This is a genomic window from Pantoea sp. AS142 (assembly GCF_037152305.1).
GTDB lineage: Bacteria > Pseudomonadota > Gammaproteobacteria > Enterobacterales > Enterobacteriaceae > Pantoea.
This window is the reverse complement of record NZ_JBBCMO010000010.1, coordinates 156,008-181,730: the sequence shown is the minus strand read 5'-3', so window position 1 is coordinate 181,730 and position 25,723 is coordinate 156,008. Positions and strand designations below refer to the sequence as shown.

General features: G+C 57.6%; 25 protein-coding genes and 1 pseudogene. 19 read left to right on the top strand and 7 right to left on the bottom strand.

Going from position 1 to position 25,723, the window contains the following annotated elements; translation table 11 throughout:
- Nucleotides 1–7 precede the first annotated feature (7 nt).
- Nucleotides 8–1,162, bottom strand: coding sequence for an efflux RND transporter periplasmic adaptor subunit (locus tag WFO64_RS17880; RefSeq protein WP_337013398.1), 1,155 nt, complete (start codon nucleotides 1,160–1,162; stop codon nucleotides 8–10).
- 302 nt (nucleotides 1,163–1,464) lie between these two features.
- Between WFO64_RS17880 and WFO64_RS17875 the strand changes: the two genes are divergently transcribed.
- The 3 genes from WFO64_RS17875 (at nucleotide 1,465) to WFO64_RS17865 (ending at nucleotide 2,593) form a co-directional block, all read left to right on the top strand.
- Entirely contained in the window at nucleotides 1,465–1,806 is a 342-nt protein-coding gene (locus WFO64_RS17875) for a helix-turn-helix domain-containing protein (RefSeq protein ID WP_337013397.1), read from the top strand.
- A gap of 86 nt (nucleotides 1,807–1,892) precedes the next feature.
- Entirely contained in the window at nucleotides 1,893–2,327 is a 435-nt protein-coding gene (locus WFO64_RS17870) for a ribonuclease domain-containing protein (protein WP_337013396.1), read from the top strand.
- A gap of 2 nt (nucleotides 2,328–2,329) precedes the next feature.
- Entirely contained in the window at nucleotides 2,330–2,593 is a 264-nt protein-coding gene (locus WFO64_RS17865; RefSeq protein ID WP_337013395.1) for a barstar family protein, read from the top strand.
- Here WFO64_RS17865 and WFO64_RS17860 read toward each other — a convergent pair.
- The 4 genes from WFO64_RS17860 to WFO64_RS17845 all read right to left on the bottom strand — a co-directional run bounded on the left by WFO64_RS17860 (nucleotide 2,590) and on the right by WFO64_RS17845 (nucleotide 10,639).
- Nucleotides 2,590–4,956 carry a virulence factor SrfC family protein gene (locus tag WFO64_RS17860; RefSeq protein ID WP_337013394.1) on the bottom strand — a complete coding sequence of 789 codons (2,367 nt, stop codon included), beginning with the start codon at nucleotides 4,954–4,956 and terminating at the stop codon, nucleotides 2,590–2,592. The genes WFO64_RS17865 and WFO64_RS17860 overlap by 4 nt on opposite strands.
- Nucleotides 4,953–7,916, bottom strand: coding sequence for a virulence factor SrfB (locus WFO64_RS17855; protein WP_337013393.1), 2,964 nt, complete (start codon nucleotides 7,914–7,916; stop codon nucleotides 4,953–4,955). Before WFO64_RS17855 ends, WFO64_RS17860 begins: the two co-directional genes overlap by 4 nt.
- Nucleotides 7,917–7,918: 2 nt before the next feature.
- A complete protein-coding gene (locus WFO64_RS17850; protein ID WP_337013392.1) occupies nucleotides 7,919–9,295 on the bottom strand; it encodes an SrfA family protein in 1,377 nt (458 codons plus the stop codon).
- A gap of 171 nt (nucleotides 9,296–9,466) precedes the next feature.
- Nucleotides 9,467–10,639: a benzoate/H(+) symporter BenE family transporter gene (locus WFO64_RS17845; protein ID WP_337013391.1), complete on the bottom strand. Its 1,173-nt coding sequence runs from the start codon at nucleotides 10,637–10,639 to the stop codon at nucleotides 9,467–9,469.
- A gap of 122 nt (nucleotides 10,640–10,761) precedes the next feature.
- Here WFO64_RS17845 and WFO64_RS17840 point away from each other — a divergent pair, with 122 nt between their 5' ends.
- The 3 genes from WFO64_RS17840 (at nucleotide 10,762) to WFO64_RS17830 (ending at nucleotide 12,387) form a co-directional block, all read left to right on the top strand.
- Nucleotides 10,762–11,319, top strand: a complete 558-nt coding sequence (locus WFO64_RS17840) for a helix-turn-helix domain-containing protein (protein WP_337013390.1) — start codon at nucleotides 10,762–10,764, stop codon at nucleotides 11,317–11,319.
- A gap of 66 nt (nucleotides 11,320–11,385) precedes the next feature.
- A complete protein-coding gene (locus WFO64_RS17835; RefSeq protein ID WP_337013389.1) occupies nucleotides 11,386–11,811 on the top strand; it encodes a MarR family winged helix-turn-helix transcriptional regulator in 426 nt (141 codons plus the stop codon).
- A 15-nt stretch (nucleotides 11,812–11,826) separates the two neighbouring features.
- On the top strand, nucleotides 11,827–12,387 hold the full coding sequence (locus tag WFO64_RS17830; protein ID WP_337013388.1) for an isochorismatase family protein: 561 nt from the start codon (nucleotides 11,827–11,829) through the stop codon (nucleotides 12,385–12,387).
- 50 nt (nucleotides 12,388–12,437) lie between these two features.
- Here the strand turns inward: WFO64_RS17830 and WFO64_RS17825 are convergent.
- Together WFO64_RS17825 and WFO64_RS17820 are read right to left on the bottom strand one after the other, a co-directional pair.
- Nucleotides 12,438–12,754 (bottom strand): annotated as a pseudogene (locus tag WFO64_RS17825) (TonB-dependent siderophore receptor); the annotation flags it as partial.
- A 14-nt stretch (nucleotides 12,755–12,768) separates the two neighbouring features.
- Nucleotides 12,769–13,014 (bottom strand): hypothetical protein, encoded by a 246-nt coding sequence (locus WFO64_RS17820; protein WP_337013387.1) that lies wholly within the window; start codon nucleotides 13,012–13,014, stop codon nucleotides 12,769–12,771.
- Nucleotides 13,015–13,076: 62 nt separating this feature from the next.
- On the opposite strand from WFO64_RS17820, the gene WFO64_RS17815 reads away from it, so the two are divergent.
- The 13 genes from WFO64_RS17815 to WFO64_RS17755 all read left to right on the top strand — a co-directional run bounded on the left by WFO64_RS17815 (nucleotide 13,077) and on the right by WFO64_RS17755 (nucleotide 25,712).
- A complete protein-coding gene (locus WFO64_RS17815; protein ID WP_337013386.1) occupies nucleotides 13,077–13,937 on the top strand; it encodes an NAD(P)-dependent oxidoreductase in 861 nt (286 codons plus the stop codon).
- Between the two features lie 482 nt (nucleotides 13,938–14,419).
- A complete protein-coding gene (locus tag WFO64_RS17810) occupies nucleotides 14,420–15,436 on the top strand; it encodes a dipeptidase (RefSeq protein ID WP_337013385.1) in 1,017 nt (338 codons plus the stop codon).
- A gap of 143 nt (nucleotides 15,437–15,579) precedes the next feature.
- Nucleotides 15,580–15,651: a pyrroloquinoline quinone precursor peptide PqqA gene (pqqA, locus tag WFO64_RS17805; RefSeq protein ID WP_010245082.1), complete on the top strand. Its 72-nt coding sequence runs from the start codon at nucleotides 15,580–15,582 to the stop codon at nucleotides 15,649–15,651.
- 54 nt (nucleotides 15,652–15,705) lie between these two features.
- Nucleotides 15,706–16,623 (top strand): pyrroloquinoline quinone biosynthesis protein PqqB, encoded by a 918-nt coding sequence (pqqB, locus tag WFO64_RS17800; RefSeq protein WP_337013384.1) that lies wholly within the window; start codon nucleotides 15,706–15,708, stop codon nucleotides 16,621–16,623.
- A 3-nt stretch (nucleotides 16,624–16,626) separates the two neighbouring features.
- Nucleotides 16,627–17,382 (top strand): pyrroloquinoline-quinone synthase PqqC, encoded by a 756-nt coding sequence (pqqC, locus tag WFO64_RS17795; protein WP_337013383.1) that lies wholly within the window; start codon nucleotides 16,627–16,629, stop codon nucleotides 17,380–17,382.
- Between the two features lie 3 nt (nucleotides 17,383–17,385).
- Complete coding sequence (pqqD, locus tag WFO64_RS17790) at nucleotides 17,386–17,664, top strand: pyrroloquinoline quinone biosynthesis peptide chaperone PqqD (protein ID WP_337013382.1); 279 nt, start codon at nucleotides 17,386–17,388, stop codon at nucleotides 17,662–17,664.
- The gene (pqqE, locus tag WFO64_RS17785; RefSeq protein ID WP_442956161.1) at nucleotides 17,627–18,793 is read left to right on the top strand and encodes a pyrroloquinoline quinone biosynthesis protein PqqE; all 1,167 of its coding nucleotides are present in this window, start codon (nucleotides 17,627–17,629) and stop codon (nucleotides 18,791–18,793) included. The genes pqqD and pqqE overlap by 38 nt, the downstream gene beginning before the upstream one ends.
- Nucleotides 18,793–21,072 (top strand): pyrroloquinoline quinone biosynthesis protein PqqF, encoded by a 2,280-nt coding sequence (pqqF, locus tag WFO64_RS17780; RefSeq protein ID WP_337013380.1) that lies wholly within the window; start codon nucleotides 18,793–18,795, stop codon nucleotides 21,070–21,072. The genes pqqE and pqqF overlap by 1 nt, the downstream gene beginning before the upstream one ends.
- A gap of 115 nt (nucleotides 21,073–21,187) precedes the next feature.
- Nucleotides 21,188–21,772 carry a YceI family protein gene (locus WFO64_RS17775; protein ID WP_337013379.1) on the top strand — a complete coding sequence of 195 codons (585 nt, stop codon included), beginning with the start codon at nucleotides 21,188–21,190 and terminating at the stop codon, nucleotides 21,770–21,772.
- A gap of 445 nt (nucleotides 21,773–22,217) precedes the next feature.
- Nucleotides 22,218–23,198 carry a 6-phosphofructokinase gene (locus WFO64_RS17770; protein ID WP_337013378.1) on the top strand — a complete coding sequence of 327 codons (981 nt, stop codon included), beginning with the start codon at nucleotides 22,218–22,220 and terminating at the stop codon, nucleotides 23,196–23,198.
- 10 nt (nucleotides 23,199–23,208) lie between these two features.
- Entirely contained in the window at nucleotides 23,209–23,523 is a 315-nt protein-coding gene (locus WFO64_RS17765; protein ID WP_010245062.1) for a PTS sugar transporter subunit IIB, read from the top strand.
- Entirely contained in the window at nucleotides 23,516–24,883 is a 1,368-nt protein-coding gene (locus WFO64_RS17760; protein WP_337013377.1) for a PTS sugar transporter subunit IIC, read from the top strand. Before WFO64_RS17765 ends, WFO64_RS17760 begins: the two co-directional genes overlap by 8 nt.
- Complete coding sequence (locus tag WFO64_RS17755) at nucleotides 24,870–25,712, top strand: class II fructose-bisphosphate aldolase (RefSeq protein WP_337013376.1); 843 nt, start codon at nucleotides 24,870–24,872, stop codon at nucleotides 25,710–25,712. The genes WFO64_RS17760 and WFO64_RS17755 overlap by 14 nt, the downstream gene beginning before the upstream one ends.
- Nucleotides 25,713–25,723 lie beyond the last annotated feature (11 nt).

The following is a 25,723-nucleotide window of genomic DNA, read 5'->3' as shown; positions in this document are numbered from 1 at the left end:
CCTCGAATTATTGAGCGGTTGCCGCACGCATGGCGACCGGCTGAGCAGTGACCGGCATGCCGGGCATGAATACTTTTTGCAGACCGGCGACGATCACGTTGTCACCGGATTGCAGACCCGATTTAACGATACGCAGGCCATCCACCATTGCGCCGGGCTGGATATCGCGCCGCTGTGCTTTACCTTGCCCATCCACCACGTAGACATATTTGCGATCCTGATCGGTTAATACCGCTTTATCATCGATCAGCACCGCCTCGAACTGCGCGCTGCCGGGCAGGCGCACGCGGGCAAACAGGCCCGGCGTGAATTGACGCTGGTGATTGTCGAGCAGGGCACGCATGCGAATGGTGCCGGTGCTGGCGGTTAGCTGGTTATCCAGGAAGTCGATTTTGCCCTGATGCGGAAAACCCTGTTCGCCGACCAGCGCAATCTCAACCGGCAGAGCATGGCGCTGCTGGCCCTGACGCGCCATCGCCTGATAGTTCAGGAAGGTGTTCTCATCGACATCGAAATAGACATACATCTGCTGTTGCGACACCAGCGTGGTCAGCACACTGGCGCTGTCACCGGCGGTCACCAGGTTACCGCCGGTGATCATCGCCCGGCTGGCGCGGCCATCAATCGGCGCGGTGACGCGGGTGAAATCGAGGTTCAGCTGTGCCATATCGACCGCGGCTTCTGCGGCCAGCATATCTGCCTGTGCCTGACTGGCGGCAGATCGACGCTGTTCCCATGCTTCGCGGGAAATGGCCTGGCTGCCGATCAACTTCTCGCTGCGGCCCGATTCGCTGCGGGCCAGGCTCGCCTGACTGCGCGCGCGGGCCAGTTCCGCTTTGGCCTGCTCCAGCGCCGCACGATAACTGCGGTCGTCAATGGTAAACAGCACCTGACCTTTTCTGACCTCATCGCCTTCGCGATAGTTAACGGAGTCGATATAGCCCGAGACGCGCGGACGCAGTTGCACGCTCTGCACCGCTTCAACCCGGCCATTGAAATTGTCCCACTGGCTGACTGGCTTGATCAGCACCGGGGCGGCGCTGACTTCAGGCGGTGGCGGCGGGGTATTTTGCGCCACACCCTTATCGCAGCCACTGAGCAGAGTGATAAACACGACCATCCCTGAGAGGGTCAACCCATGACGAACCCGGTTCATAATCATTGTTGTTATTCCGCGATAGAGATTAAGAGACGGCCTGCAGGCCAATATTTGCAACTTTTAATATTGCAATTAATTGCAGGGAGTGTAGGCTTGCGCCTCTTAAAAATGCAAGAATAACAGATACACTTTATGTGCGGTTTAGGGCGGGTCGATGAAATCCTGTACTGCTCAGCGAAAACCCCATAAAAAGTGCGGCATTTAATGTACTAATAAAACTTGCACTAAATGGCATAGTCAGCCACCCTTTAGTGTAACTGCAATTGATACTAATACTTTTCGCTACAGCGACAGGAGAGACTGGAATGATGAGTGACGCCTTTATTCACGATTTAATCGACTGGATTGATAACAACATCGAAGCACGCCTTGACCTGGACACGGTTTCAGAACGCGCCGGTTACTCTAAGTGGCACCTGCAGCGCATGTTTAAAGAGCACACGGGCTATCCACTGGGTGAATATATTCGGGTTAAGAAGCTGAAAAAGTCAGCCGATCGCCTGACCAGCACCGATGAACCGATTCTCAATGTAGCGATCTCATTAGGTTTCGACTCTCAACAATCTTTTAACCGCAGCTTCAAACGTCAGTTTGGCGTGGCACCGGGTGCATGGCGTCGTCACAGCGGGCATTCACACGCTGCCTAACTTCGCCAGGGCCAGCTTGTCTGGCCCGCGCTTTTCTCCGCGCGCAAAACTGGTATCATCTGCATCCTGTCGTCACGGATGCCATCATGTCAAAAAAACTCTGGATTGGACTTTTTCTGGTCCTCGCGGCCTGTTTTTACGGCCTTAAACCTTATCTGAACTCGGTTTCAGCCCCTGCTCAGGCCGATATCGCCACCCTGACCGATGCCCATACGGTGGCGCGCTGGGTGCTTCAGCATCAGCAATTGCCGGACTACTACCTGACCAAAAGCGATGCGCGTAAGCGTGGCTGGAATCCGGCCAAAGGCAATCTGTGCGAGGTATTGCCTGGCAAAGCCATTGGTGGCGATCGTTTTACAAACCGTGAAAAGCGTCTGCCAGCACGTGCGGGCCGTCTGTGGTATGAAGCGGATGTGAATTATCGCTGTGGTCATCGCGACGCCGATCGCCTGGTATACTCCTCTGACGGGCTGGTGTTTCTCTCCACCGATCACTACCGCAGCTTCAGACAGGTGCCCTGATCATGCTAAATCTGACCTTTGACCTGCGTCGGCTCACCACGCGTGCGGCGTTTTATCAGCAGTTGGTTGAGCAGAGCGGCTGTCCGCAGACGTTTGGACATAATCTGGATGCGCTGTGGGATTGGCTGACAGGGGGGATGGCGCTGCCTGCAACCTTGTGGTTGCAGCATTATGCTGCGCATCAGGCCGATTTAGCGCCTGTGCTGGCCCTGCTGGAAGAGGCGGCGCAGTCGCTGGAGGGCGAACTGCGCCTGATCATTGATTAAGCGCGCAGCGGTTTAAGCAGCGCAACCAGCGCTTCGCGAGCCGCCAGCGGCAGATCGCCGCCGCCGGTGTAACCATTGTTCTCAATGATCACCTGATTCAGCCCCACCAGCCAGTCGTAGATATACCAGGCGGTGTGGTTGGCCGGGGCAGCAGAGAGTCTGGTCAGACGTTGACCGGCACTGAAGCTGACGCTGGGTGCCGGAGGACGAGAGAAAATCACCTGACCCCGGTTAACGCGGCTGGCAGGACGTTCAGTTTCAGGCCGCTGCAAAAAGCCGAGCCAGGCAACAAAATCCCCCAGCACTGTCATCGCCCGCGTCACCTGACGATCGGCGCGTGATTCATGGCTGACGCTCTGCGTATCCGGCTCATGCAACGCCTGTTGCAGCTTTTGTGCGATATCGATGCGGAAACCGGCCGTGATCAGCTCTTCAACCAGCCACTCCATCGTCGCTTTGTCCACGTTCAGCAACGCCAGCAGGCTGCGGTTCTCCGGTAGCTGACGCAGATGATCCAGCCACAGCAGCAGCACCTGACGCGGGTACTGCTGGGTGCTCTGCACACTCTGACGCGGCTGAACCGGCGCTTCAGCCGGACTCTCACTGAACAGATCAAATTCAAACCCGATACCGAACTGATTTTCCGGTGCCTGAAGATTGGCCGGTTTGCTGCCAGGCAATGCCGACTGATTGAGCCATAGCTGACGCAGCGCTTCACGCGGCGGCTGCAGGCGTTCCAGTAGCTCGCCATGCAGACCGGTGCGATGCTGTAGACACTTCAGCAGCGTATCGGCGATATTCTGTTTTCGTGCCGCCTGTTCCGGGCTGGCACCGGCTTCAGTCCAGGGCAATAAACGCCGCTCCACCACGGTATGCTGAATCTGCGCCAGCTGAGCCAGCAGCATGTCGCGGCGGGCTTCCGGCTGCATCTCTTCCTGTAACCAGCTCGCCATGCGGTCAACGCCTGCGCGATCCAGCGCCAGCATCGATCCCCAGTGCTGACCGGGCTGTCCCATCTGGCGCTGTACCGCTTCATCCACATTGACCTGCTGATGGCGGGCATCGTAAGGCGTAATCGCCCAGATCAGTCGCGGTTTCTCTGCGGATTGCTGGGCGGGCTGCTGACGCTGCCATTCGCGCAATGTTTCGCTGACGAGGTCAGCATCCTGACGCTGGCTGGCTGCAGTGCAGACCAGCAGCAGATCAATGGCCTGACGCGCGGCATAGAAGCCGGGCAGCAGGGCGCGTTTCTGTTCCAGCAACTGTGCACGCAACGGATCCTGCTGCTGCAGGCGCTGACGATCTTCCTCGATGGCCGCGTCACCCGACTGGCCAGGCGCGGGCAGTTCCAGCATGTCGGCATCATCATAGAGCGCGGTTCGCGGGGTGGAACTCAGCGGCACCAGTACTTCGAGCGTCAGCAGCGCCAGTAAGCCCAGCGGCACGTTCTGCGCCTTGCCGATGCGATTACCATTCAGCGGACAGACTTCCACCAGTTGCTGCTGATCCTGCTCACTGGCTGGCACAATCAGTTGCTCGGCCGGCAACAATGACGCGTCGGTCAGCAGGCTCAGGGGAGTGAGCACCCGGCTGCTGTTACGCAGCTGATGACGCAGATGCAGCAGGGTGCGCAGCATCTCATTCAGTGCTGGTTGAGCCGGCCATAGCAGTGAAAAGAGTTGCACCCGATCGTCAACGCTGAGCCAGGGGGCCAGCTCAACCGCCTGTGGCCAGAAGTGGCGATCAAGCCGGGCATCGTGGTGCGGACGGCGACGGCACCAGGACCAGAGCGTCACCAGCGCATCGCCTTCCAGACCGGCCAGCGGCGTGGTGAGACGATGACGCTGCAGGCGCTGTAGTGCGCTGTCGATCTGCGCGGTGTCGGACATTGTCTCTCCGGCACAGGCGACCATCAGCCGCACCAGTTCCGCTTCGCTCAGCAGCGTCAGTTCAACCGGCCACTCGCCTGACAGTGGCTCGCGCTGATGGCTGAAACGGGTGGCGGTAGCAAAATCGAGGTTGCCAGGATTGATATGCTGGAACCAGCTCAGCAGTTTATCCCCCATGCGGGTCACTAACTGGCCCTGGGCATCGGCCACCATTTCGTTCAGCAACCAGGCTTTACCCGCCTGCGACTGACCAAACAGTGCCAGCGTCACCGGACGCGCCACCTGCTGCGCCAGCGCCTGGGTCTGCACGCGCGCCTGGCGCAGTTGCAGCGTCAGAGTTTCAGCTTCCAGCGCCAGACGCGGCGACTGCTCACGGGTGGCCTCTATCCACGTCAGGCTGTTATTCAGGGCGTCCTGCAACAGGGCAAGACGTTTTGCCAGCGTTTGTGGCTGACGGGGTTTCAGGGCTTTCATCGTTTACACACACTCCCGCTGTCAATCCAGTATTGCGCATTGGCATTACCGGTCGCCGACAGGGTATTCAGCTTCAGACTTAACTGCTCCAGCGGCACGCGAGTGCCATCATCCAGACGTGCATCGCTCAGCACCAGGCTTTCCGGGCCAGGGGCATCGGGGCCAGCTTTCACCGCCAGACGGATGCGCAGCACGCTCTCACCGGCGACTTTGCGCGCCAGTGCTGGGTCGTTCAGCGTCAGGCTATAGAGCGGCGAGGCGGGCCAACGATCGTTATCAAGCTGGCGGAAGCCAAGACAGACGTTGCCGCGAATACGGAAACTGCTCTTTTTATCCAGCGCATAGCCAGGATCGTCCAGATCAATTTCGCTGTAGCAGAGATTTTCGTCCGTCAGTGCCTGGTTTTCATCGAGCATGCCAAGATAACGAATCGTCGAGTAGGGTTCAAAATCGCCTGCACGGAACCAGAAGCTGCTAAGGCGCAGATCCAGCGCCAGCAGGCAGAGCATTGCGCCGACAGCCGCAGTCGATTTTGGGTTGTCGATGCGACCATGTTTGTTAAACGGATACCAGTCGCTGGTGTGATAGCCTTCCAGCGACAGAATACGGCTGCCCGGCAGCGGTTGCAGATGCCGTACCAGCGCCTGAATACCCGGGAAGCGCGACGGACGACCGGTGAGCAGCAGCACATCACACTGATAGAGCGACACCACTTCACACATTGAGCGCAACGCCGGAATAATCGCCATTCGATGCTGCATAAATTCGCCGTGCAGCTGTGACAAGCTGACCACCAGCGGCACCTGCAGCAGGTCAAAGCGACTGTTACCGCCCAGCTCGCGCTGAATCTCGCCGTTGACAAATGCCAGGACCGCATCGCCCGGCGGCTGATCAACCAGCTCGCCAAACAGCGCGTTGATCTCCGCGTGGTTCTCCAGCGGATCCCAGTTTTCGTAGCGCTCCAGCACCGCCTGCGCCAGGGGAATAAACAGCTGTAAGGTGACCTGCTGACGCAGCGTGGCCTGACCGTCCATGCGGCTGTCATGACCAAACAGCTTGTTCATCAGCGGTTCTGCCAGGGTCAGGCCCGCTTTCTGCAGATGCTGCTGCAGCGCCGGTAAAATCCACAGCTGAATCACATCCAGCAGGATGTCATCGCCCGCCACTTTAAAGCCTTCGCGAAACAGCAAACGCGGCGTAATTTTGACGTTGTTGCCCTGACCATCATCCAGACGATACTGGGTGATGGCGAGATCGGTGGTGCCGCCGCCGATATCAATCGAGGCGATACGCAGGCTTTTGCCTGGCAGTTCGTCGGCTTCGCGCGGGCGATCCGGACGTACCATGCTGCTGAAAAAATCTTCGGCGCGACCGGCAAAGTTGACCTGGGTTTCATTGAACAGCCAGACCATCTGACCACAGGTCGCTTCATCCCACTCCATCTGCACATCTGGCAGCGGTTTCGGATGCTGACGTCGCAGAGAAGGTGAAAGATCATCTTCGTCCGCCAGCCAGCCTTCGGCTTTCCAGACCAGCGCCAGCGCTTCCTGCATCCGGCGGCGGAAAATTTCACGCTCCGGCTTTGGCATCGCTGACGGCAGCGTGAGGATTACGTGGCGCAGCTGACGCGGCGCATGGCTCTGCGGCATACGCTGACGCTGTGCTGCGCTGTTCATCTGCATCAGCGCCTGAGCCAGCAGCTCACACAGCATAAAGGTCATCAGCGAACTGCGGCTGTAGTGCGGTGAAAAGACCGGCAGACGATCGTCAGGTGACAGCGTAGAGAGCGGCTGGCCTTCGTCATTCAGCAGGGTGGTAAAGGGGGCCGCGTAGGCCAGTGGTTCAGCCTGCTCGCCGGGCGTATTAAAACGCCAGCCTGGCTGATAGCGCGCTTCATCCCACAGATAACGGCGCGGGCTGGAGAGACCGGTGCTGCCTTCCAGTCCCACACGCTGCAGGGCCAGACGGCTTGCTTCACGGCCAACACGCGTCAGAGAAGGCCACATAAAGGCCTGTTCACGCCCGCTCTCCAGTGAGAAGTTGGCTTTGCCAAAACGGGTTTCGGCAAATTCCAGACGGCTGTCAAACAGCTCGTTGTAAACCTGATGCGGCTGCGAGAGATCGCGCAGTTGAAGCTCATAAGTCTGCTTCAGGCCGTTGCTCTCTTCGGGATGGTCTTCCACCAGAATGCCGCAGGTATGTGAGTTTCCGACATCAAGAATGATGTCGACGTTGACCGCCGGCGTCTGCAGGGTGGCGGCCTGAATGTGGATGTCGCTGAGGTCAAGCTGTTCGCCCAGTAGCTCAAGCAGATTGAGGTAATGCGCCTGATACTCAAACTCGCGTAGCGCCTGATTAATCGCCTGTTCGCGGCGATCGGACACGCGGTCGGTAAAGGATTCGCGCAGCCAGCCGTCAACCCAGGTCAGATCGAGAAAATCACCCAGTTCGTAGTTGTGCCAGGCGAGCGTAAAGGTCACGCCATTCTGGGCATCAGCGGCGCTAAGGCCGAGCTGTTCGCCGCCATCCTGCTCCGCCACACAGCGGGTATCAAAGGCCAGGGTGACGCGATGGGTATTGCCCGCTGCATCGGGCGCGGGCAGAGCAACCAGACGCATCCGCGCCCAGTTTTCGGGGCCGCCGATAAAACGACGTCCGCTGGCACAGCGCAGCATCGGCAACGGTAGCCAGCAGGCTGACAGCAGGGACAGCGAGTCGGCCAGTGCGATGTCAGATTCCGGGCGCACCACTTCCGCAGCGCCCCCATCTTCCGGATAGAGCAGGAACTTACCGCTGTTGCCATCGACGTTCAGGCGCAGCAGCGGGCCGTTGGCGGTCTGGCGCACAAACTGGCGGCGCGCCGGGGTATCTGAGAGTTGCAGGCCGAAATCCAGAAACTGCACGCCGCTGTTTTCAATCAGCGAAATTTTTTGTTTGTCATCGATCAGGGGAGCCAGCATCGTTATTTATTCTCACGCTTAATCGTCATCGGGAAGACCCGGTCATCAGCATACTGCGCTTCACACACTGCGGCGCCGATACTCGCGTGGCAGACCAGCAGTGGCATACGGTAGCGCGAATTGTTCTGGCACCTGGCCGTGTAGCGGCTCTCAATCACCAGGTTACCGGCGCTGGTCATGGCCGCGCTGACATCCGCTTTACAGGTAGTATTGCCCTGGGCGATCTGCACGCTGCCTTTGCCGTTTTTAAACTGGAAGCGCATTACCGGAGGCTTACCGGTTGGCGTCGGCATCTGGTCAATAGTGACACGCCAGCGGCCATCAATCACCCGTACCTGGCCATCGCGCACCGCATCCGGCGTCACAATCAGGTCATCGGGTTTGGCCGGAACCGGCGCAGTCACCGTTGTGGCAAGGGTAGCAGATGCGTCTGTCGGTGCGGCCTCGGTAGTGGTAGCCGGTTTCTGCGGCTGCGATTCGGGGCGTTTTTCCGGTGCTGCCTGCTCTGCAGGTGGCGTGACAGACGGTGTCGCCGCAACCAGTGCCGGAGTCGCAGCAGGGGCCGGAGTGGATACCGTCGCAAGAGCTGACGCTGGCTTCGCAGTGGCAACCGGTGTTTTTACTGGCTCTGAACGATGCAGCAACACGGCCACCGTCACGGCGGCCGCAATCGCCACCGGCGGCAACAGATACCAGACGCGGAAACGTCGGCGAGCCGCCACGGGCGTGACCGGCTGAGGTTCAACGGGTGCCGCGACCGGCAGGGGTTCTGCAACCGCGTCGGGTTCAGGTTCAGGTTCAGGTTCAGGTTCAGCGATAACGACAGGCTCAGCGGTGACCGGTGCGGCAGGCAGCTCAGGCAGCGGTTCAACCAGCGTAGCCGGCAGGTTCTCTTCCAGAGTGTCACGCAGGCAGGCCAGCGCGTCATCGCGACTGCGCGCCTGGGCATCAACAAAGCCCCAGAAGGTGATAACCGGTTTGCCATCCACCAGATAGACATACTGCTGGTCAGGAAATTGCAGGGTTTTGCTCAGCAGGGCACCAAACAGGCGCATCGATGGGTTCTCTGCCGCGCGCGCGCGCGTACTGAGTTCCTGCATATCCTGCTGACAGGCGGTGAGCTGTTGCAGCGCCGCACGCCGTTCATGATCGCTGGCGCCCAGCCAGGATTTCACCCGGCCGCTAAAAGGGGCATACCAGTCGAGGCGATCGCCCCGTTCGTTGGCCTGAGGAATGGCCAGGCAATCTGCCAGTGCGCCCTGACGGCGCAGGCGCAGGGTTTCACGAATTTGCAATGCTGAGGCGTAGACCGGCTGGCCATTTTCACCTAACGCCAGTACTGCATCTAAATTACCGCTGCGCAGAATAGTTTTTGCCACCTGTTGGGCCCTTATCGGTCGTTGTCTGAGGCAGAAAATCGCGTGTTATCGACGATTAGGTTGATTTTACGCGGGGCAATGACAAATCAAACGGCAGAAAAGGAGTTAAATCCAGTGTTTTTTTCACTGGCGGGTTGAAAAATAACCGATATTTCAGCAGGTATCATGCAATCAGGCGGTTTTACGCACCAGCAGCAGGTGAGCGATAACGCCGCCCACCAGTCCCCAGAAGGCCGGACCAATACCCAGTAGAGAAACGCCCGACGCGGTGATCAGAAAGGTTATCAGCGCGCTGTCGCGTTCAGCAGGTTGATCCAGTGCGCGCTGCAGGCTGCCGCCCAGTGTGCCAAGCAGTGCCAGGCCCGCCAGTGCCTCAATCAGCACCGCAGGCAGGGCACTGAACAGCACGGCGATCAGCGCACCGGACGCGCCCGCCAGCAGATAAAACACCCCCGCCAGCGCCGCCGCACGCCAGCGTTGCTCTGGATCAGAATCGACCTCATCGCTCATGCAGATGGCCGCCGTAATCGCCGCCACACAAACCGAAAAGCCACCCCACGGCGACAGCAGCACCGCAGTGAATCCGGTCCAGCTCATCAGTGAAGAGACCGGCGGGCGGTAGCCGTGCGCCTGTAACGTGGCGATGCCGGGGGCATTCTGCGACGCCATTGTCACCAGGAAATAGGGCACGCCGATCCCCAGCAGCGTGGTCAGGGTAAAGTGGGGCATCACCGCCTCCGGTATCGCCAGCATAATCGACTGCGGCGGAAAGTGGATAGCGTGCTGAGCCAGCGCGACGGCAATTCCCACCAGCAGCGTGACCAGAATCGCGAAGCGCGCCAGCCAGCGGCGGGACAGTAGCCATGCCAGGCACATGCTACCGCACAGCACAAAGTTACTCTGCAAATCGGCAAAGGTCTGAAGCCCGAAGCGCAGTAAAATACCCGCCAGCATCGCCGCGGCCAGTGAGGCAGGAATGTAGTTCATCAGCCGGGCAAACAGGCCCGTCACGCCGCATAATACGATCAGCAGGTTAGCGAAAACGAAAACCCCCACCGCCTCATTCAGCGAAATACCGTGAAAACTGGTCGCCAGCAGCGCGGCACCAGGCGTTGACCAGGCAGCCAGCACCGGCATGCGGTAGCGCAGTGACAGCCCCAGCGAGGCGATCCCCTGCGCCAGGCCCAACACCGACAGCCAGCCGCCAATCTGCGCGGACGTGGCTCCCGCCGCCTGAAACATCTGATAGATAATCGCGCCGCTGCTGCTGTAGCCGACCAGTACAGCTACAACGCCGGAGACCAGCATCGGCAGGGTAAAAGAGGGATGTTCCGATCTCGTCATGGTCAGACTCTTTATGGGGTTGTGCGTTATAGCGCACATGGTCGCATGATGCGCTATAACGCACAAGTGCTACACTGTCGCCATAATGTCACTCACCGGGCTTGTGAGCAGCAGGAGAAAAAATGGCGGATTTTCAGCAACACCTGAGCAGCGCGCTCAGACAGTTGCGGCAGGCCAATGGCTGGAGCCTGACGCTGACGGCGGAACGAACCGGCGTCAGTAAAGCGATGCTGGGGCAGATTGAGCGCGGTGAATCCAGTCCTACCGTGGCGACGCTGTGGAAGATTGCCACCGGGTTCAACGTTCCCTTTTCCTTTTTTATCGACGGCAGCGTGCTGCCTTCCGGCGCCACGCCTGGATTCAGTCAGCCCAATGCTGACATGTCGGTACGCTCTGTGCTGCCTTACGATCCGCAACTGCGATTTGATCTGCTGGCGGTGGAGCTGGCCGCGGGCGCGCAGAGTCATTCGTCGCCACATGAAGCGGGCTGCGTGGAACAGGTGGTGGTTATCGAGGGCGAACTATTGCTGGGCGTCAACGATCGCTGGCGGCGTCTGCTAAAAGGCGAGGCGTTTCAGTTCAGAGCCGACGTACCGCACAGCTACCGGAACCCGCTCAGCACGCCGTTGCGCTTCCACAGTCTGATTCACTATCTGCACCGCCCGAACGTTACAAATTGATACCTGAGCAAACTACACAGTTTACCTTCGTATCTTTATACTTTTGCATATCGATGGAGAGAGGTAATGCGCAATCTGACTGAATCCGCTGCAATACTGCGCATGCTGGTGGGTAAGCTGGGCCGCCGGTTGCGTGAGTCGGCCCCGCCTGGTGAATTAACCTGGTCGCAGGTCGCGGTGCTGGGTCATCTGGTGCGGGATGGGGCGATGACGGTCACGCAACTGGCTGCCGCGGAGGGGGTACGCACCCAGTCGATGGGCGTGACCGTCGCCGGGTTACTGGCGGCAGAACTGGTAACGGGCGAGCCAGATCCCCATGATGGCCGTAAAACCCGCTATCTTCCCACGGTCACAAGCCTGGCGGTGATTACGTCGAGTCGCGCCATGCGCGATGACTGGCTGGTCCGGACGCTGGAAGCACGACTTAGCCCGGCAGAACAGCAGCAGCTGACCGACGTTCTCCCTCTGTTGCAACGACTCACTGACTATTAAATCTGAGGATTCAACATGGCTGTAACCACACTTGATGCAAAAACTGCGCTGATTGTTATCGACCTGCAACATGGCATTGTGGCGCTGCCGCTGGTCCATGAGCCGCAGCCGGTGATCGAACGCTGTGCCGGACTGACGGAGGTATTTCGCGCGCACGATCTGCCGGTAGTGCTGGTCAACGTGGCCGGTGGGGCACCAGGGCGCAATGAGCAGGGCCGCCACAGCGGCGAATTACCGGCCGACTGGGCCACGCTGGTTCCGGCAATGACGCCACAGCAGAATGACCTCACGATTACCAAGAAAACCTGGGGTGCGTTTCATGCCACTGCGTTGCATGATGAACTGCAAAAGCGCGGCATTACCCAGGTGGTGATTTGCGGGATTGCTACCAGCATCGGCGTGGAGTCTACTGCGCGCCAGGCGTATGCGTTAGGTTACAACGTCACGCTGGCGACCGATGCGATGACCGATCTCAATATGGATACGCACAATAACAGTGTGCAGTTGATCTTCCCGCGCCTGGGTGAAACCGGCAGCTGTGAAGACATTTTAGCGCAGCTAAAATCCCGCGCCTGATTCGCGTGTAAAGGTAAGATCCGGGCCACTATGACGGTGGCCCAATGGTTTTAGCGGAAAGCGTAACCCACCGTTAAGCCAGCGCTAGTGTTGCGGCCCGGCGCAGATCCGAAGTCGCGGCCATTACTCTCATTCACAATGACTGAACCCACACAGTACCCACACAGTACCGGTCAAACAGGTCACCGACCCGGCCAGCTAGATCCAGCGTCCGGTTCTCAACCCGTCATTTAAAGCCACTGTTGACGGGTGCTACGGTACAGGACGGAGTATTCACCGCATTCTGATCCTCAGTGGCGATCTGACTCAGACAACGCACCTCACTGCCTGCATAAAAGCCTTGTTCCGGCAGGTAGCCGGGTCCCGCCCGCTTAGGCCAGGTTACGGCGGGGCAGCCGTGACGAGCAGGGTATTGTCATTGTCCGCCAGCAGCGGCAGCGGTAAAAATGCCGGTAACATCAACCGTGTCCACTGACGCAGAGCGATTATTTCATTTTGTGGAGCCTGAAAAAAAGAGAGGTCATGAACCGGAGGGAACGCGGGTCGCGTAGGGTAAGGGTTTAATGCGCAAGGGTATACCGTTTCGGGCTGGATTTTTTCCCTGTTTACCGGCAGGCTGAAATCCATCTTTTCCAGTGATAAGGCATCCGCTGCAGTCGGATGCAGGCAAATAACGTAAGGGAGTCAGCATGAAACAACCTGAAGTGGCAGTTCTGGGATTAGGCGCAATGGGGCACGCATTTGCCGCCAACCTGCTGAAAAAAGGCTTTCGCGTGCATGGCTGGAACCGCACCCGCGCTCGGGGCGAAGATCTGCTGGAGGCCGGTTTACTGCTGGCTGACTCCCCGGACGAGGCGGTGCGTGAAGCGGATGTGGTGATCGCCATGCTCTCCGATGGCGACACCACGGAGCAGGTGCTGCACCAGGTCAAACAGGCATTTAAGCAGGGCGCGACGCTGTGCCAGATGGGCACCATCGGCGTAGAAAAAACCGACGCGCTGATCGCCTTTTTCGCCGACGCCCGCCCCGATCTGCTGTTGATCGATGCGCCCGTCTCCGGGACTAAAGCGCCCGCAGAAAATGCGCAGATTCTGGTGCTGGCCAGCGGCGATCAGCCCCGCGCCCAGGCGGCAGAAGCGGTGTTTGCCGCCATCAGTAAAGGGACGAAGTGGCTGGGTGAGGCGGGAAAAAGTACCCGGATGAAACTGGTGATTAACAGCTGGCTGATCGGCATGATGCAAAGCCTGGCGGAGAGCACCCGGCTGGCAGAGCAGTTCGGCTTTTCCACCGACGATCTCTGGCAGGTGCTGGAGGGCGGTCCGCTGGCTGCGCCTTATGCGAAAATGAAGCTCGGGATGATCGCCAGCGACGACTTCACGCCGCAGATGCATCTGGTCTGGGCACTGAAAGATGCCCGTCTGGCGCTGGATGCTGCAGAGACGCCGCTCCCTGCGCTGGAAAATATCGCGCAGCTCTGGCAGCAGGCGGTAGAGGCTGGATACGGTGAAGACGATCTGGCTGTCATCTACCGCTACCTCAAGGCGCAATGAGTCAGCAGCATTTTGACCTCAGTACGCGTCCGCTGGTCTGGCGCCGCTGGCGCAGGAGTACCTGCACGGTGCCAGCGAACCCTGGCACCCCCTTCAGTTGTTAGTTTCAAAATGTGGATGCCGGACGCAGGACTGGAGATCAACCGTAGCGTTTAGATAAGCAAGCCCACAGGGTGGGCGAATAACGTTACAGAGAGACCCGTTCAGATTTCACTGGTTAATCGATAAAGTCAGTACAGCGATAGCTGTTCCAGGATAGCAGGTTCCAGCAAGCATCCCGAGAGGTGAAGACTTCTTGTGGCGCTGTTCGTAACACATTGCCACCACGCGCCTGCTTTTGACACTGACGGCAATCCTGGCGGTGAGAGAGGCTTGCTGCACCGCAACCTGTGACTTACCAGACAACACTCTGCGTGCGCTCTGGTTTGATGAATCCACCGGGCAGGGTTAGCATGGTCACCTGTTTATCCGGGTGGACACTTATGCTGATTTTTGACGGTCACAACGATCTGTTGCTTAACCTCTGGCTGCATCATCGTGATGCGCCTGCGCAGGCGTTTTATCAGGGTATTGAACGGGGCCACCTCGACTATCCGCGCATTCAGCAGGGCGGACTGAGCGGCGGGCTGTTTGCGATTTTTGTGCCGCCGCAGGAGTACATTGCCCGCACCGTTCCGGCACGCGCCAACGAGCCGTATCATCCGCTGCAGATCATGTGGCAACAGCTTCAGATCCTTCATCAGCTGGCCGAGGGATCAGGCGGACGGGCGCGCCTCTGCCGCAGCAGTGAAGAAATTGCCGTCTGCCGGACCGAAGGTGTGCTGGCGATGGTGGCACATATCGAAGGTGCCGATGCACTGGATGAAGAGGGCGAGCAGTTGCACGCCTTCTGGCAGGCAGGTGTGCGCAGCATCGGGCCATTCTGGAATCTGCCAAACCGTTTTGGTGAAGGCGTCAGCGGCACTTTTCCCGGTTCGCCCGACACCGGACCGGGCCTGACCGCCGCCGGAGAAAAGCTGATTCAGCAGGCGAGTGGCCTGAAGATGATGATCGACGTGTCGCATATGAACGAAAAGGCATTTTGGGACACCGCCCGACTCGCTGCTGCGCCGTTGGTCGCCAGCCACTCTAACGCGCATGCTCTCTGTCCGCAGCCACGCAATCTGACGGATGACCAGCTGCTGGCGATCCGCGACAGCGGCGGTCTGGTCGGTATTAATTTCGGCAATGCCTTTCTGCGCGCTGACGGTAAACGCGACGCCGACACACCATTAACAGAAATTGTTAAGCATTGTGATCACTTGTTGAAGATAATGGGCTGCGACCATGTGGGCTTTGGCTCTGATTTCGACGGGATTACCCCACCGGCTGCGCTGGGTGATGTCAGCGGAATGCCGCGATTGCTCGCCGCTTTTCAGGAAGCAGGCTATGATCAGACACTGACAGAAAAACTGGCGTGGGGAAACTGGCAGCGCGTTTTATATCTGACCGGGCTGTGATAACAATTTCCTTACGTTCCGGGCTTGATCCCAACGCGCCATTGGCGCACCATCTGCCTGGAAATTGTGACGGCGGTCTCATTTAACGTCCGTCGCGCTGATTTCAGACAGCTAATTTACTGTTAATTAAGAGGAAATAACTCATGTGGAAAAAACCAACGTTTGTTGACATGCGTCTCGGTCTGGAAGTGACTCTTTACATCTCCAACCGTTAATCGTTCTGCCCGCCCTCTGAGCGGGCATTTTTTTTCAACTTCTGGTTTTCCTCTATGTTTATCAAAATCCTCGGTTCAGCCGCGGGGGGTGGGTTTCCGCAGTGGAACTGCAACTGCGCCAACTGCCACGGCGTGCGTAATGGCACGATCCAGGCCCAGGCACGCACGCAATCGTCGATTATCCTCAGCGATAACGGCGAAGATTGGGTGTTATGCAATGCCTCACCCGACATCAGCCAGCAGATCCTGCATACCCCAGAACTGACCCGTAAAGGGGTACTGCGCGGCACGGCGATCGGCGGGATTATTCTTACCGATAGCCAGATCGACCACACCACCGGACTGTTGAGCCTGCGAGAGGGCTGTCCGCATCAGGTTTGGTGTACGCCGGAAGTACATGCCGACCTCAACAGCGGTTTCCCGATCTTTCCGATGCTTAGCCACTGGAACGGCGGCTTACAGCATCGGCCCATTGCGCCACTGACGCCGTTCAGTGTCGATGTCTGTGGTGATCTCCAGTTCACCGCGATTCCGATTATCAGTAATGCACCGCCTTACTCGCCATATCGCGACCGGCCGCTGCCGGGCCACAACGTGGCGCTGTTTATTGAGAACCGGGTGAATGGCCAGACGCTGCTCTACGCGCCAGGCCTGGGTGAGCCTGATGAGGTGATCCTGCCGTGGTTGCAAAAAGCGGATTGCCTGCTGATTGATGGCACAGTCTGGCAGGATGATGAGCTGCTGACCACCGGCGTAGGTCACAACACCGGTAAGGCGATGGGCCATCTGGCGCTGGCGGAAGAGCAGGGGCTGATGGCGCTGCTGGCGTCGCTGCCGGCAAAACGCAAAATTCTGATCCACATTAACAACACCAATCCGATCCTTAACGCGCAGTCACCGCAGCGTCAGTTCCTGACGGAGCAGGGAATAGAGGTGAGCTGGGACGGAATGGCGATCCACCTTCAGGGCTAAATCATGCAGATCACTGACACGCTGTCACCGCAGGCTTTTGAACAAGCCCTGCGCGACAAAGGCGCTTTCTATCATATCCATCACCCGTATCACATCGCGATGCATAACGGGCAGGCAACGCGCGAGCAGATTCAGGGCTGGGTGGCGAACCGTTTCTATTACCAGACCACCATTCCGCTGAAAGATGCGGCGATCATGGCCAACTGCCCCGATCCAGCCACCCGACGCAAATGGGTGCAGCGCATTCTCGACCACGACGGCAGCAACGGCGAAGAGGGCGGCATTGAGGCCTGGCTGCGGCTGGGCGAGGCGGTCGGGCTGACGCGTGAAGCGCTGCTGTCGGAGCAGCATGTGCTGCCAGGCGTGCGTTTTGCGGTGGATGCGTATATTAACTTTGCCCGCCGTGCTAACTGGCAGGAGGCGGCCTGCAGTTCACTGACTGAGCTGTTCGCCCCCCAGATCCATCAGTCACGGCTCGACAGTTGGCCGCAGCACTATCCGTGGATCAAAGAAGAGGGCTATTTCTATTTCCGCAGTCGCCTGGGTCAGGCGAACCGTGATGTGGAACATGGCCTGGCACTGGCGCTGGAATATTTCACCACCGCGGAGACGCAGAACCGCATGCTGGAGATTTTGCAGTTTAAGCTCGATATTTTATGGAGCATACTGGACGCCATGACCATGGCTTACGAGCTGAAACGTCCGCCTTATCACACCGTCACTGACAAGGCGGCGTGGCACACCACGCGACTGGTATAAAAAATGAATGAACACTCGATTGCCGCGTTTCGTCGCGGCTACCGCATGCAGTGGGAAGCCGCCCAGGATACCCATGTGGTGCTCTATCCTGAAGGCATGGCGAAGCTGAACGAAACGGCGGCCGCCATTCTCGAGCTGGTGGATGGCAAACAGGATATTGCCGCGATTATCGCAACGCTGGATAGCCGTTTCCCGGAAGCGGGCGGCGTAGGTGCAGACGTTTTAGAGTTCCTGCAGTCAGCCTATGAACAGAAGTGGATACAGTTCCTTGACCCCGCATAAACCTGGCGTGAATCCGCCGCTCTGGCTGCTGGCCGAGCTTACCTATCGCTGTCCGCTACAGTGTCCTTATTGCTCTAATCCGCTCGACTTCGCGCAGCAGGAGCAGGAGCTGACCACTGAGCAATGGATTGAGGTCTTTCGCCAGGCGCGCGCCATGGGCAGCGTCCAGCTCGGTTTTTCTGGCGGCGAACCGCTGACCCGTAAAGATCTGCCTGAGCTGATTAAAGCGGCGCGCGATCTTGGCTTCTACACCAACCTGATCACCTCAGGTATTGGCCTCACGGAGAAGAAGCTGGATGCGTTCAGCGAGGCGGGCCTCGATCATATCCAGATCAGCTTCCAGGCCAGTGACGAAACCTTGAATGCGGCGCTGGCGGGTTCGAAAAAAGCGTTTCAGCAGAAGCTGGAGATGGCGAAAGCGGTGAAGGCACACGGCTATCCGATGGTGCTGAACTTCGTGCTGCATCGCCATAACATCGACCAGATCGACAAGATCATCGACCTCTGTATTGAGCTGGAAGCGGATGACGTAGAACTGGCGACCTGTCAGTTCTACGGCTGGGCGCAGCTCAATCGTAAAGGTCTGCTGCCCACGCGAGAGCAGATCGCCCAGGCAGAAGCGGTCGTCAGCCGCTATCGTGAGCGGATGAGCGGCAGCGGCAATCTGACCAATCTGCTGTTTGTGACGCCAGACTACTACGAAGAACGTCCCAAACCCTGCATGGGCGGCTGGGGCGCCATCTTCCTTAGCGTCACGCCGGAGGGCACCGCGCTGCCATGTCACAGTGCGCGCCAGCTGCCGGTGGAATTTCCCTCAGTGCTGACGCAAAGTCTGGATGATATCTGGTATAACTCCTTCGGCTTCAACCGTTATCGCGGTTTTGACTGGATGCCTGAACCGTGCCGCTCCTGTGATGAGAAAGAAAAAGATTTTGGCGGCTGTCGCTGTCAGGCTTTCATGCTGACCGGCAATGCCGACAACACCGATCCGGTCTGCGGCAAATCCCCCCATCACGGCAAAATCCTTGAAGCCCGGCGTGAGGCGGATTGCAGCGACATTAAAATTGGTCAACTGCAGTTCCGTAACCGCAGCAACTCACAACTGATCTATAAAACACGGAACCTCTGATGAACACGCGCGGGCTGGAGATAAACGGTCTGACGATTGAACTGGTGCATCAATCAGATGCCAGCCAGGCCGCCGCTCTGATTCAGGTGGGGGCAGGGAGTCACGATGAGCCAGACCGCTGGCCCGGACTGGCTCATCTGCTGGAACATCTGCTGTTCACGGGCAGCACTGGCTGGCCCGATGACGGCCGGCTGATGAGCTGGATTCAGACGCAGGGTGGCAAAGTGAACGCCACCACACTGGCCCGGCGAAGCGCCTTCTTTTTTGAGGTGACGCCGTCGCTGCTGGGTGATGGGCTGGCGCGGTTGCAGGATATGATCGTCTCTCCACTGCTCGATAACCAGGCGATCGCGCAGGAAGTGGCGGTGATTGAGGCAGAATATCAGTTGTTGCAGCACCATCAGCCGTCCCGCATCGAAGCGGCACTGCTGCATGCTGCTGTATTACCCGTTGAATTTCACCGTTTTCGGATTGGCAGCCGGGCAAGCTTTGGCGCTGAGCTGCCTGCATTGCAACGGGCGCTGCGTCAGTTCCACCAGCGCTACTATTTTGCCAGCAATATGCAGCTCTGGCTGGAAGGGCCGCACTCCCTGGACGAGCTGGAGCAGATGGCGCGTCAGTTTGCCGCTGCGCTGCCTGTTGGTCAGTGGCGGCAGGATCTGCCGCCACCGCAACTGACATCTGATACCTGCTGGCAGCTGGCGGAGATCCCCTCGGCGGCGTTATGGCGTAGCTGGATGCTGAATAGTAGTGACGGCGTCACGTTATGGCGCGAGTTCCTGCTGGATGAAGCGCCGGGATCGCTGCTGGCTACCCTGCGTGAGCAGGGGCTGGCGGAGTCGCTGGAGCTGAAGTGGATCTATCAGGCGGGCGGTGCACACTGGCTGGCGCTGGGTGTAGAAACGCATCAGCCTGAGACCGTAAACACGCTGCTCGACAGCTATCTGGCCGCGCTGCGCCAGACCGGTGAACGGCAACATCGGCACTATCATCAACTGGCGCAACAACGATTTGTGACGTTGTCACCAATGGAACGGTTACGTCAGCGCGCTATCGGCTTTGCACCGGATGAAACCCTGCCCGCGTTGTTGCCGTTACTTGAGAAGCTCACCGACGCCCCGGGTACACTGCTGTTTTGCACGCCACAACCGGCAGTGGAAAACCGCCTTACTCAGGGCTTTAGCCTCGCGCTGACTGCCTGGCAGCCTTCTGCGCCTGAAGTGCTGCCCTCTGCGGATTTCACTTTCTATCCGCTCGACTCCGTCTCAACACCTGAGCCGCTGCCCGAACAGGCGGTTGAATTGCCACATCATCAGCCTGACGACCCGCAGGCTACGCTGATCCTGCGGCCAGAATTCTGGTCGACGTTTACTGCCGGGGTCGGCGAAGCCCTGGGACGGCGTTTTCGTCCGCTGTTTGCCGATCTGCGTCATCACGGTGGTAACGGCTGCTGGCAGGAAGTGGAGGGCGTATGGCAACTGACGCTTCAGCTGACGCCGGATGAGTCTGTGACCGATCGGGCGCTGAGTCAGATCGTCTTCGCCCTGACAGCACCGGTTGAGGCGGATGCGCCACCGGCGGCGCTGGAAAGCATCGCGATTCGTGCGCTGCTGCGACAGTTGCCCTATCAGCTGGCGGCCACCTTTACGCCTGGATGCTGGCGGGCGGCGCTGAAAGGGGGCAATGCGGCACTGCATTGGCGGATTGCCCGGCGGCTGAGCGCGTTGTCGCTGCCGGTTAATCCTGCCTTGCCGCCAACGCGCATGGCCACGCAAACCGGCATGACGCGCCTGCTGCACACCAGCGCGGACAATGCTCTGCTGCTGTTTATCCCGCTGCACCGTCCTGAACAGCTGGCTGCGCTGCGCGCGCTGGCGCTGATCTACGCGCCGCGCTTTTTCCAGCGTTACCGCGTTGATCAGCCAATCGGTTATGTGGTCAGCAGCCGTTATATGCGCTGTGCCGATGAAGACGGGGTGATGTTTGCGCTGCAGTCGCCCGATTACAGCGCGCTGTCGCTATTGCGCTACTGCCGTAATTTTCTGCGTTCACTGAACGAGACGCTGGCGGGCTGTGATCTGGTATCCCTGAAATCGCGTCTGCTGAGCCAGGACGTGGATCAGCCTCTGGCGCGGTTACGCGGTGACAACGGCCTGGCAGAACCGGACGCGGCGCAGATAGCAGCGCTGACCCTTGCTGACCTGCAACAGCTGCACCGCACCCTGATTCAGGATCGCCGCCGCTGGCGGGTGCTTTTCACCGGCGGCGAGAATGTGTAGCGCCTGTTACAAAATTGCTGAATTTATTTGAAAATTACCGACAAATCTCTTCACTGTCTATTCCGGGCAAACTGGACCACACTCAGTTTACTTTAGTCCGCATAAGGAATTGATCGTGAAGAACGTCAAACGTATTGCACTGCCCCTGTTAGCCGCTGCCACCCTCTACGCCCCGTTATCGCAGGCTGAGGCGATGCATTATCAGCTGAACCCTGAGCATACGTCGGTAATCGTTGCCTGGAACCATTTTGGCTTCTCGAACCCTACCGCGGATATCCCGGATGCAACCGGTAACCTGGTGTTTGATAAAGATCATCCCGAGTCCTCACGCGTTGACGTGACCCTGCCAGTCAGCAAAATCGACAGCCACGTTGCGGCGCTGACCAAAGAATTCAAAGGCGCTGAGTACTTCGACACCGCAAAATACCCGACCGCAACCTTCCACAGCACCAAGGTGGTGGCGAAGGGCGACAACAAATTTGACGTTGAAGGTAATCTGACCCTGAAAGGGATAACCAAACCGGTTACGCTGCACGCCACGCTGAACAAGCAGGGTGAGCATCCGATGGTGAAAAAGCAGGCGATTGGTTTTGATGCCACCGGCACCATCAAGCGTTCAGACTTTAAGCTGGATAAATATGTGCCAGCGGTGAGCGACGAGGTCACGCTGACCCTGTCAACGGAAGCCTACGCGAAGTAATCTGTCGGGGCGCAGCCGCTCACTGCTGCGCCTCAAATACGTTTTATCCCCCCTGCACGCTAATCTTCCCACCTGTTTCTCTGCCATAAAATAATCCTGATACAACCTAATCAAATATTTCCTTTACGCGTTATTCGGGTTAATACCATTAAAAATGAGGCGAATGTCACAAATTTGCAACACCAAAGAATAACGAAATCAGTGCCATTGTCTGGCGTCATAACATTCAGATGCGTGCGGTACTAACTCACTGATTTATATCATTTCGCCGGACGCAGTTTGCTCTTAAATAGTGTGACTCCCATCACAAAAATGGGCGGTAATATACTGCTGTCAAGACGCCTGCCCGAAAAAAACCGCTCATAACTGTGATCTCTTCTGCAAATAGCTACCCCGCTTCCCGGAAGAATAACCCTCAGCGGATTAAGCCAGTGAGGTGAGGGTGATGCGAATTGGAATGGTGATCAGTGGCGGGGATGTGACCGGCATTAATAATTTTGTCTTTCAGATTGGGCGTCTGGCGCAGGCGGAAATGGTGATATTTGACGGCGGCATTCCGGGCCTGCTGGGAAATATTCATCGTGAAATCAGCCAGCGTGATCTGCTCGACTTTTCCATCGCCTCAATTCCGGTTATGCAATCGGGCCGGACGCAAAAGAAACTGGTGCGCAACGAATATGAAAGTATTGCGCGTCAGCTTAAAAGCGCCCGCATTGACGTGTTAATTATGGCGGGCGGTGACGGGTCGCTGCAATTCCTCCACACCCTGTCGGCGTCCGGCGTTAATTGTTTCGGTGTCGGCATGACCATCGATAATGATGTCTTCGGCAGTGATTATACCCTGGGTTTTTCCACTGCCTGTGAGCAGGTATTAAAAGAGGTCTCGAAGCTGAGAAATACCGGGCGTGCCTTACCTGGCCGGGTATTTATGCTGGAATTACTCGGCGGCTATTGCGGCGAATTAACCCTGCAGTCGGCCATTAAATCAAACGCAGATATTGCCTTAATTCCGGAGTGCCAGATCCCGTTACCCCAACTGGCGCAGCGTATCACCCAGCGACTGGCGCAGCAGAACAGCGTGGTGATCCTCTGTTCAGAAGGCTACACCCGCGAATATTCGCCCGGTTTTCAGGGGGCAATCGACACCTTAATCAAACAGCTTGAACCGCTTATTGGCGTGCGCATCCGTAAAACCCTTCTTGGTTACGGATTGCGTAATGGAGAGCCCACCTGCGAAGAGATCTATCAGGGCACCATTATGGCCAGTGAAGTGGTGCGATGTATTCAGTCAGGCATGCGGAATAAAGCGGTCATTATTAACGGCAGCAATAAACCGATCCCGATTGATTTAATAAGCATGCAAAAACGCCTGGTCGATATTGACGGGCACCATTACAAACTCGCTAAACAACTCAATATAGTGTGAGGAAAAAACCATGCTGAAAATATTATGTGTCTGTGGTTGTGGATTAGGCTCCAGTTTTGCGATTGAGATGAGCGCAAAAGCGGTATTAAAAAAACTGGAAATTGAGGCCGATATCGATCACACCACCATTTCAGAAGCGAATGCGTTTAAGTCAGATATGATTCTGACGCAAAAAGCCTTTGCTGATGTATTAAATGCCGACGCCAGCCCGGAACAGATTAAACGGGTCATTATTCTTAACCGGCTGACTGATAAAGCAGAAATAGAGCAGAAGATCCTGGCATTTTTAAAAGAACGCAACGTAAAGGTCGCCGCCCATGAATAGTGTGATCGACTTTCTGGTAAAAGATCTGCTGGGGCAGGCATCCATTCTGATCGCTTTTATTGCCTTGATTGGTCTGCTGCTGCAAAAAAAATCGGCTGGTAAAGTGGTGGAAGGCACCTTTAAAACGCTGCTCGGCTTTTTAATTATGATGGCGGGTATCAATATTATTGTTGGCACGTTGACGTTCCTCAATACCATTTTTACCCACGGCTTTGGTATGCGCGGTTATATCACCGATGTGGCCGCCATTGCCGGGCTGGCTAACCGTGAGCTGGGCTCAGAAGTGGCGCTGACGCTGCTGGTGATCTTTATCGTTAATATCATCATCGCGCGACTGACACCCTTTAAGTACATCTTCCTGACCGGACAGGCCCTGCTGTGGATGGCGACGATTGGCGCGGTGATTGGCTATAAAGCGGGACTCACCGGCCTGCCGCTGATCCTGACCGGCGGTATTTTTGGCGGGATCATGGCCGTGGTGATGCCTGCACTGGCGCAGCCGGTGGTGCGGCGCATCACCGATTCGGACGATGTCGCCCTGGGTCACTTCTGCACTATTGGTTATCTGGTCACGGCGGCGGTCGCCAAAGTGGTCGGTAAAGGATCGCGCTCTACCGAAGACCTGAAGCTGCCTGATAACTTTAAGTTTCTGCAGGATACTTATCTGTCGATGGCGCTGGTGATGGTGCCGATGTACCTGATCCCCGCCGTGGCCGCCGGGCCAGCGTTTATTGCCCAATACAGCAACGGCATGAACTACCTGATGTATGCCTTTATGCAGTCGATTCAGTTCGTGGCCGGCGTCTTTGTGCTCTACAGCGGCGTCCGCCTGCTGCTTAACGAACTGGTGCCTGCCTTCCGGGGTATCGCCATGCGCGTGGTGCCGGATGCGAAACCGGCGCTGGACTGCCCGGTGATGTTTCCTTACGCCCCGAATGCCGTCATCGTCGGCTTCCTCGCTACCACGCTCGGCTCAATCGTCGGCATGCTGGTCTTCCCGATGTTTGGTCTGGCGATGATCCTGCCTGGTCTGCTGACCAACTTCTTTGCCGGTGGCACCGCCGGAGTCTTTGGTAATGCTATGGGCGGTCGGCGCGGCGCGATGATCGGCGGTTTTGTTCACGGACTCTTTATCACCGTTCTGCCCGCCATCCTGGTGCCGATGCTGGAGAGCTACGGCTTTACCGGTGTGACCTTCAGTGACTCAGATGTCATCAGTACTGGCCTGGTGCTTGGCCACGCTTTCCAGAATAACTGGCTGTTCGTTGCCCTGTTTATTTTCTTTATTACCGCACTTGCCTGGTTTGTTAACGGCAAATCCACCAAACCTCAAGAGGAAAAAATCCATGAAACTTTATAACTTCGCCGCTCTGTTACAGCTCGCTAAACAGCGTGACTTTAAAGCGGTGGGTTCTTTTAATCTTCACTGCCTGGAGATGCTGCCCGCCTATTTTAAAGCGGCAGAGAAAACCAACAGCCCGTTAATGATTCAAATCTCCACCGGCACCGCGAAATATCTCGGCCATAAGCTGTTGGTCGATGCGATTAAATCGCTGTCAGAGAGTATGAATGTGCCGACCTGTCTGCATCTTGATCACTGTTCTGATTTAGCCGCGATTCAGACGGCAATTGATGCCGGATTCAGTTCCGTGATGTATGACGGGTCACATCTGTCGATTGAAGAGAATATTGCAAATACCCGCCGGGTGATTGATATGGCACGGCCACATAATGTCTCGGTTGAAGCGGAACTCGGCGCGATTGGCGGCTCGGAAGATGGAAAATGTGTGGAGATGGAGGCAATCGCGTTTACGCCGGTGGAGGATGCACGCCGCTTCGTCGAAGAGACCGGCGTCGACATGCTGGCGATCTCCATCGGCACCGTGCATGGGCTTTACACCGGAAAAGCACATATTCAGCATCAGCGACTGGCGGATATTACTACGGCAACCCATACGCCGCTGGTGCTGCATGGTGGTACTGGCGTCAGCGATGAAGACATGCGGCTGGCGGTCAGCAGCGGTATCGAGAAGGTCAATGTCGGCACCGAAATGAATGTTCAGTGGGTGGCGCAGTGTAAATCGACCTTTGAGAAAGGCAAGGTTAATGACAGCGTGCGTAATTTCCTGGTGCCGGCCAATGATGCGGTAACCCGTGTGCTGGTTGAGAAGATGCAGTTATTCCGGTAATCGCCCGCGTT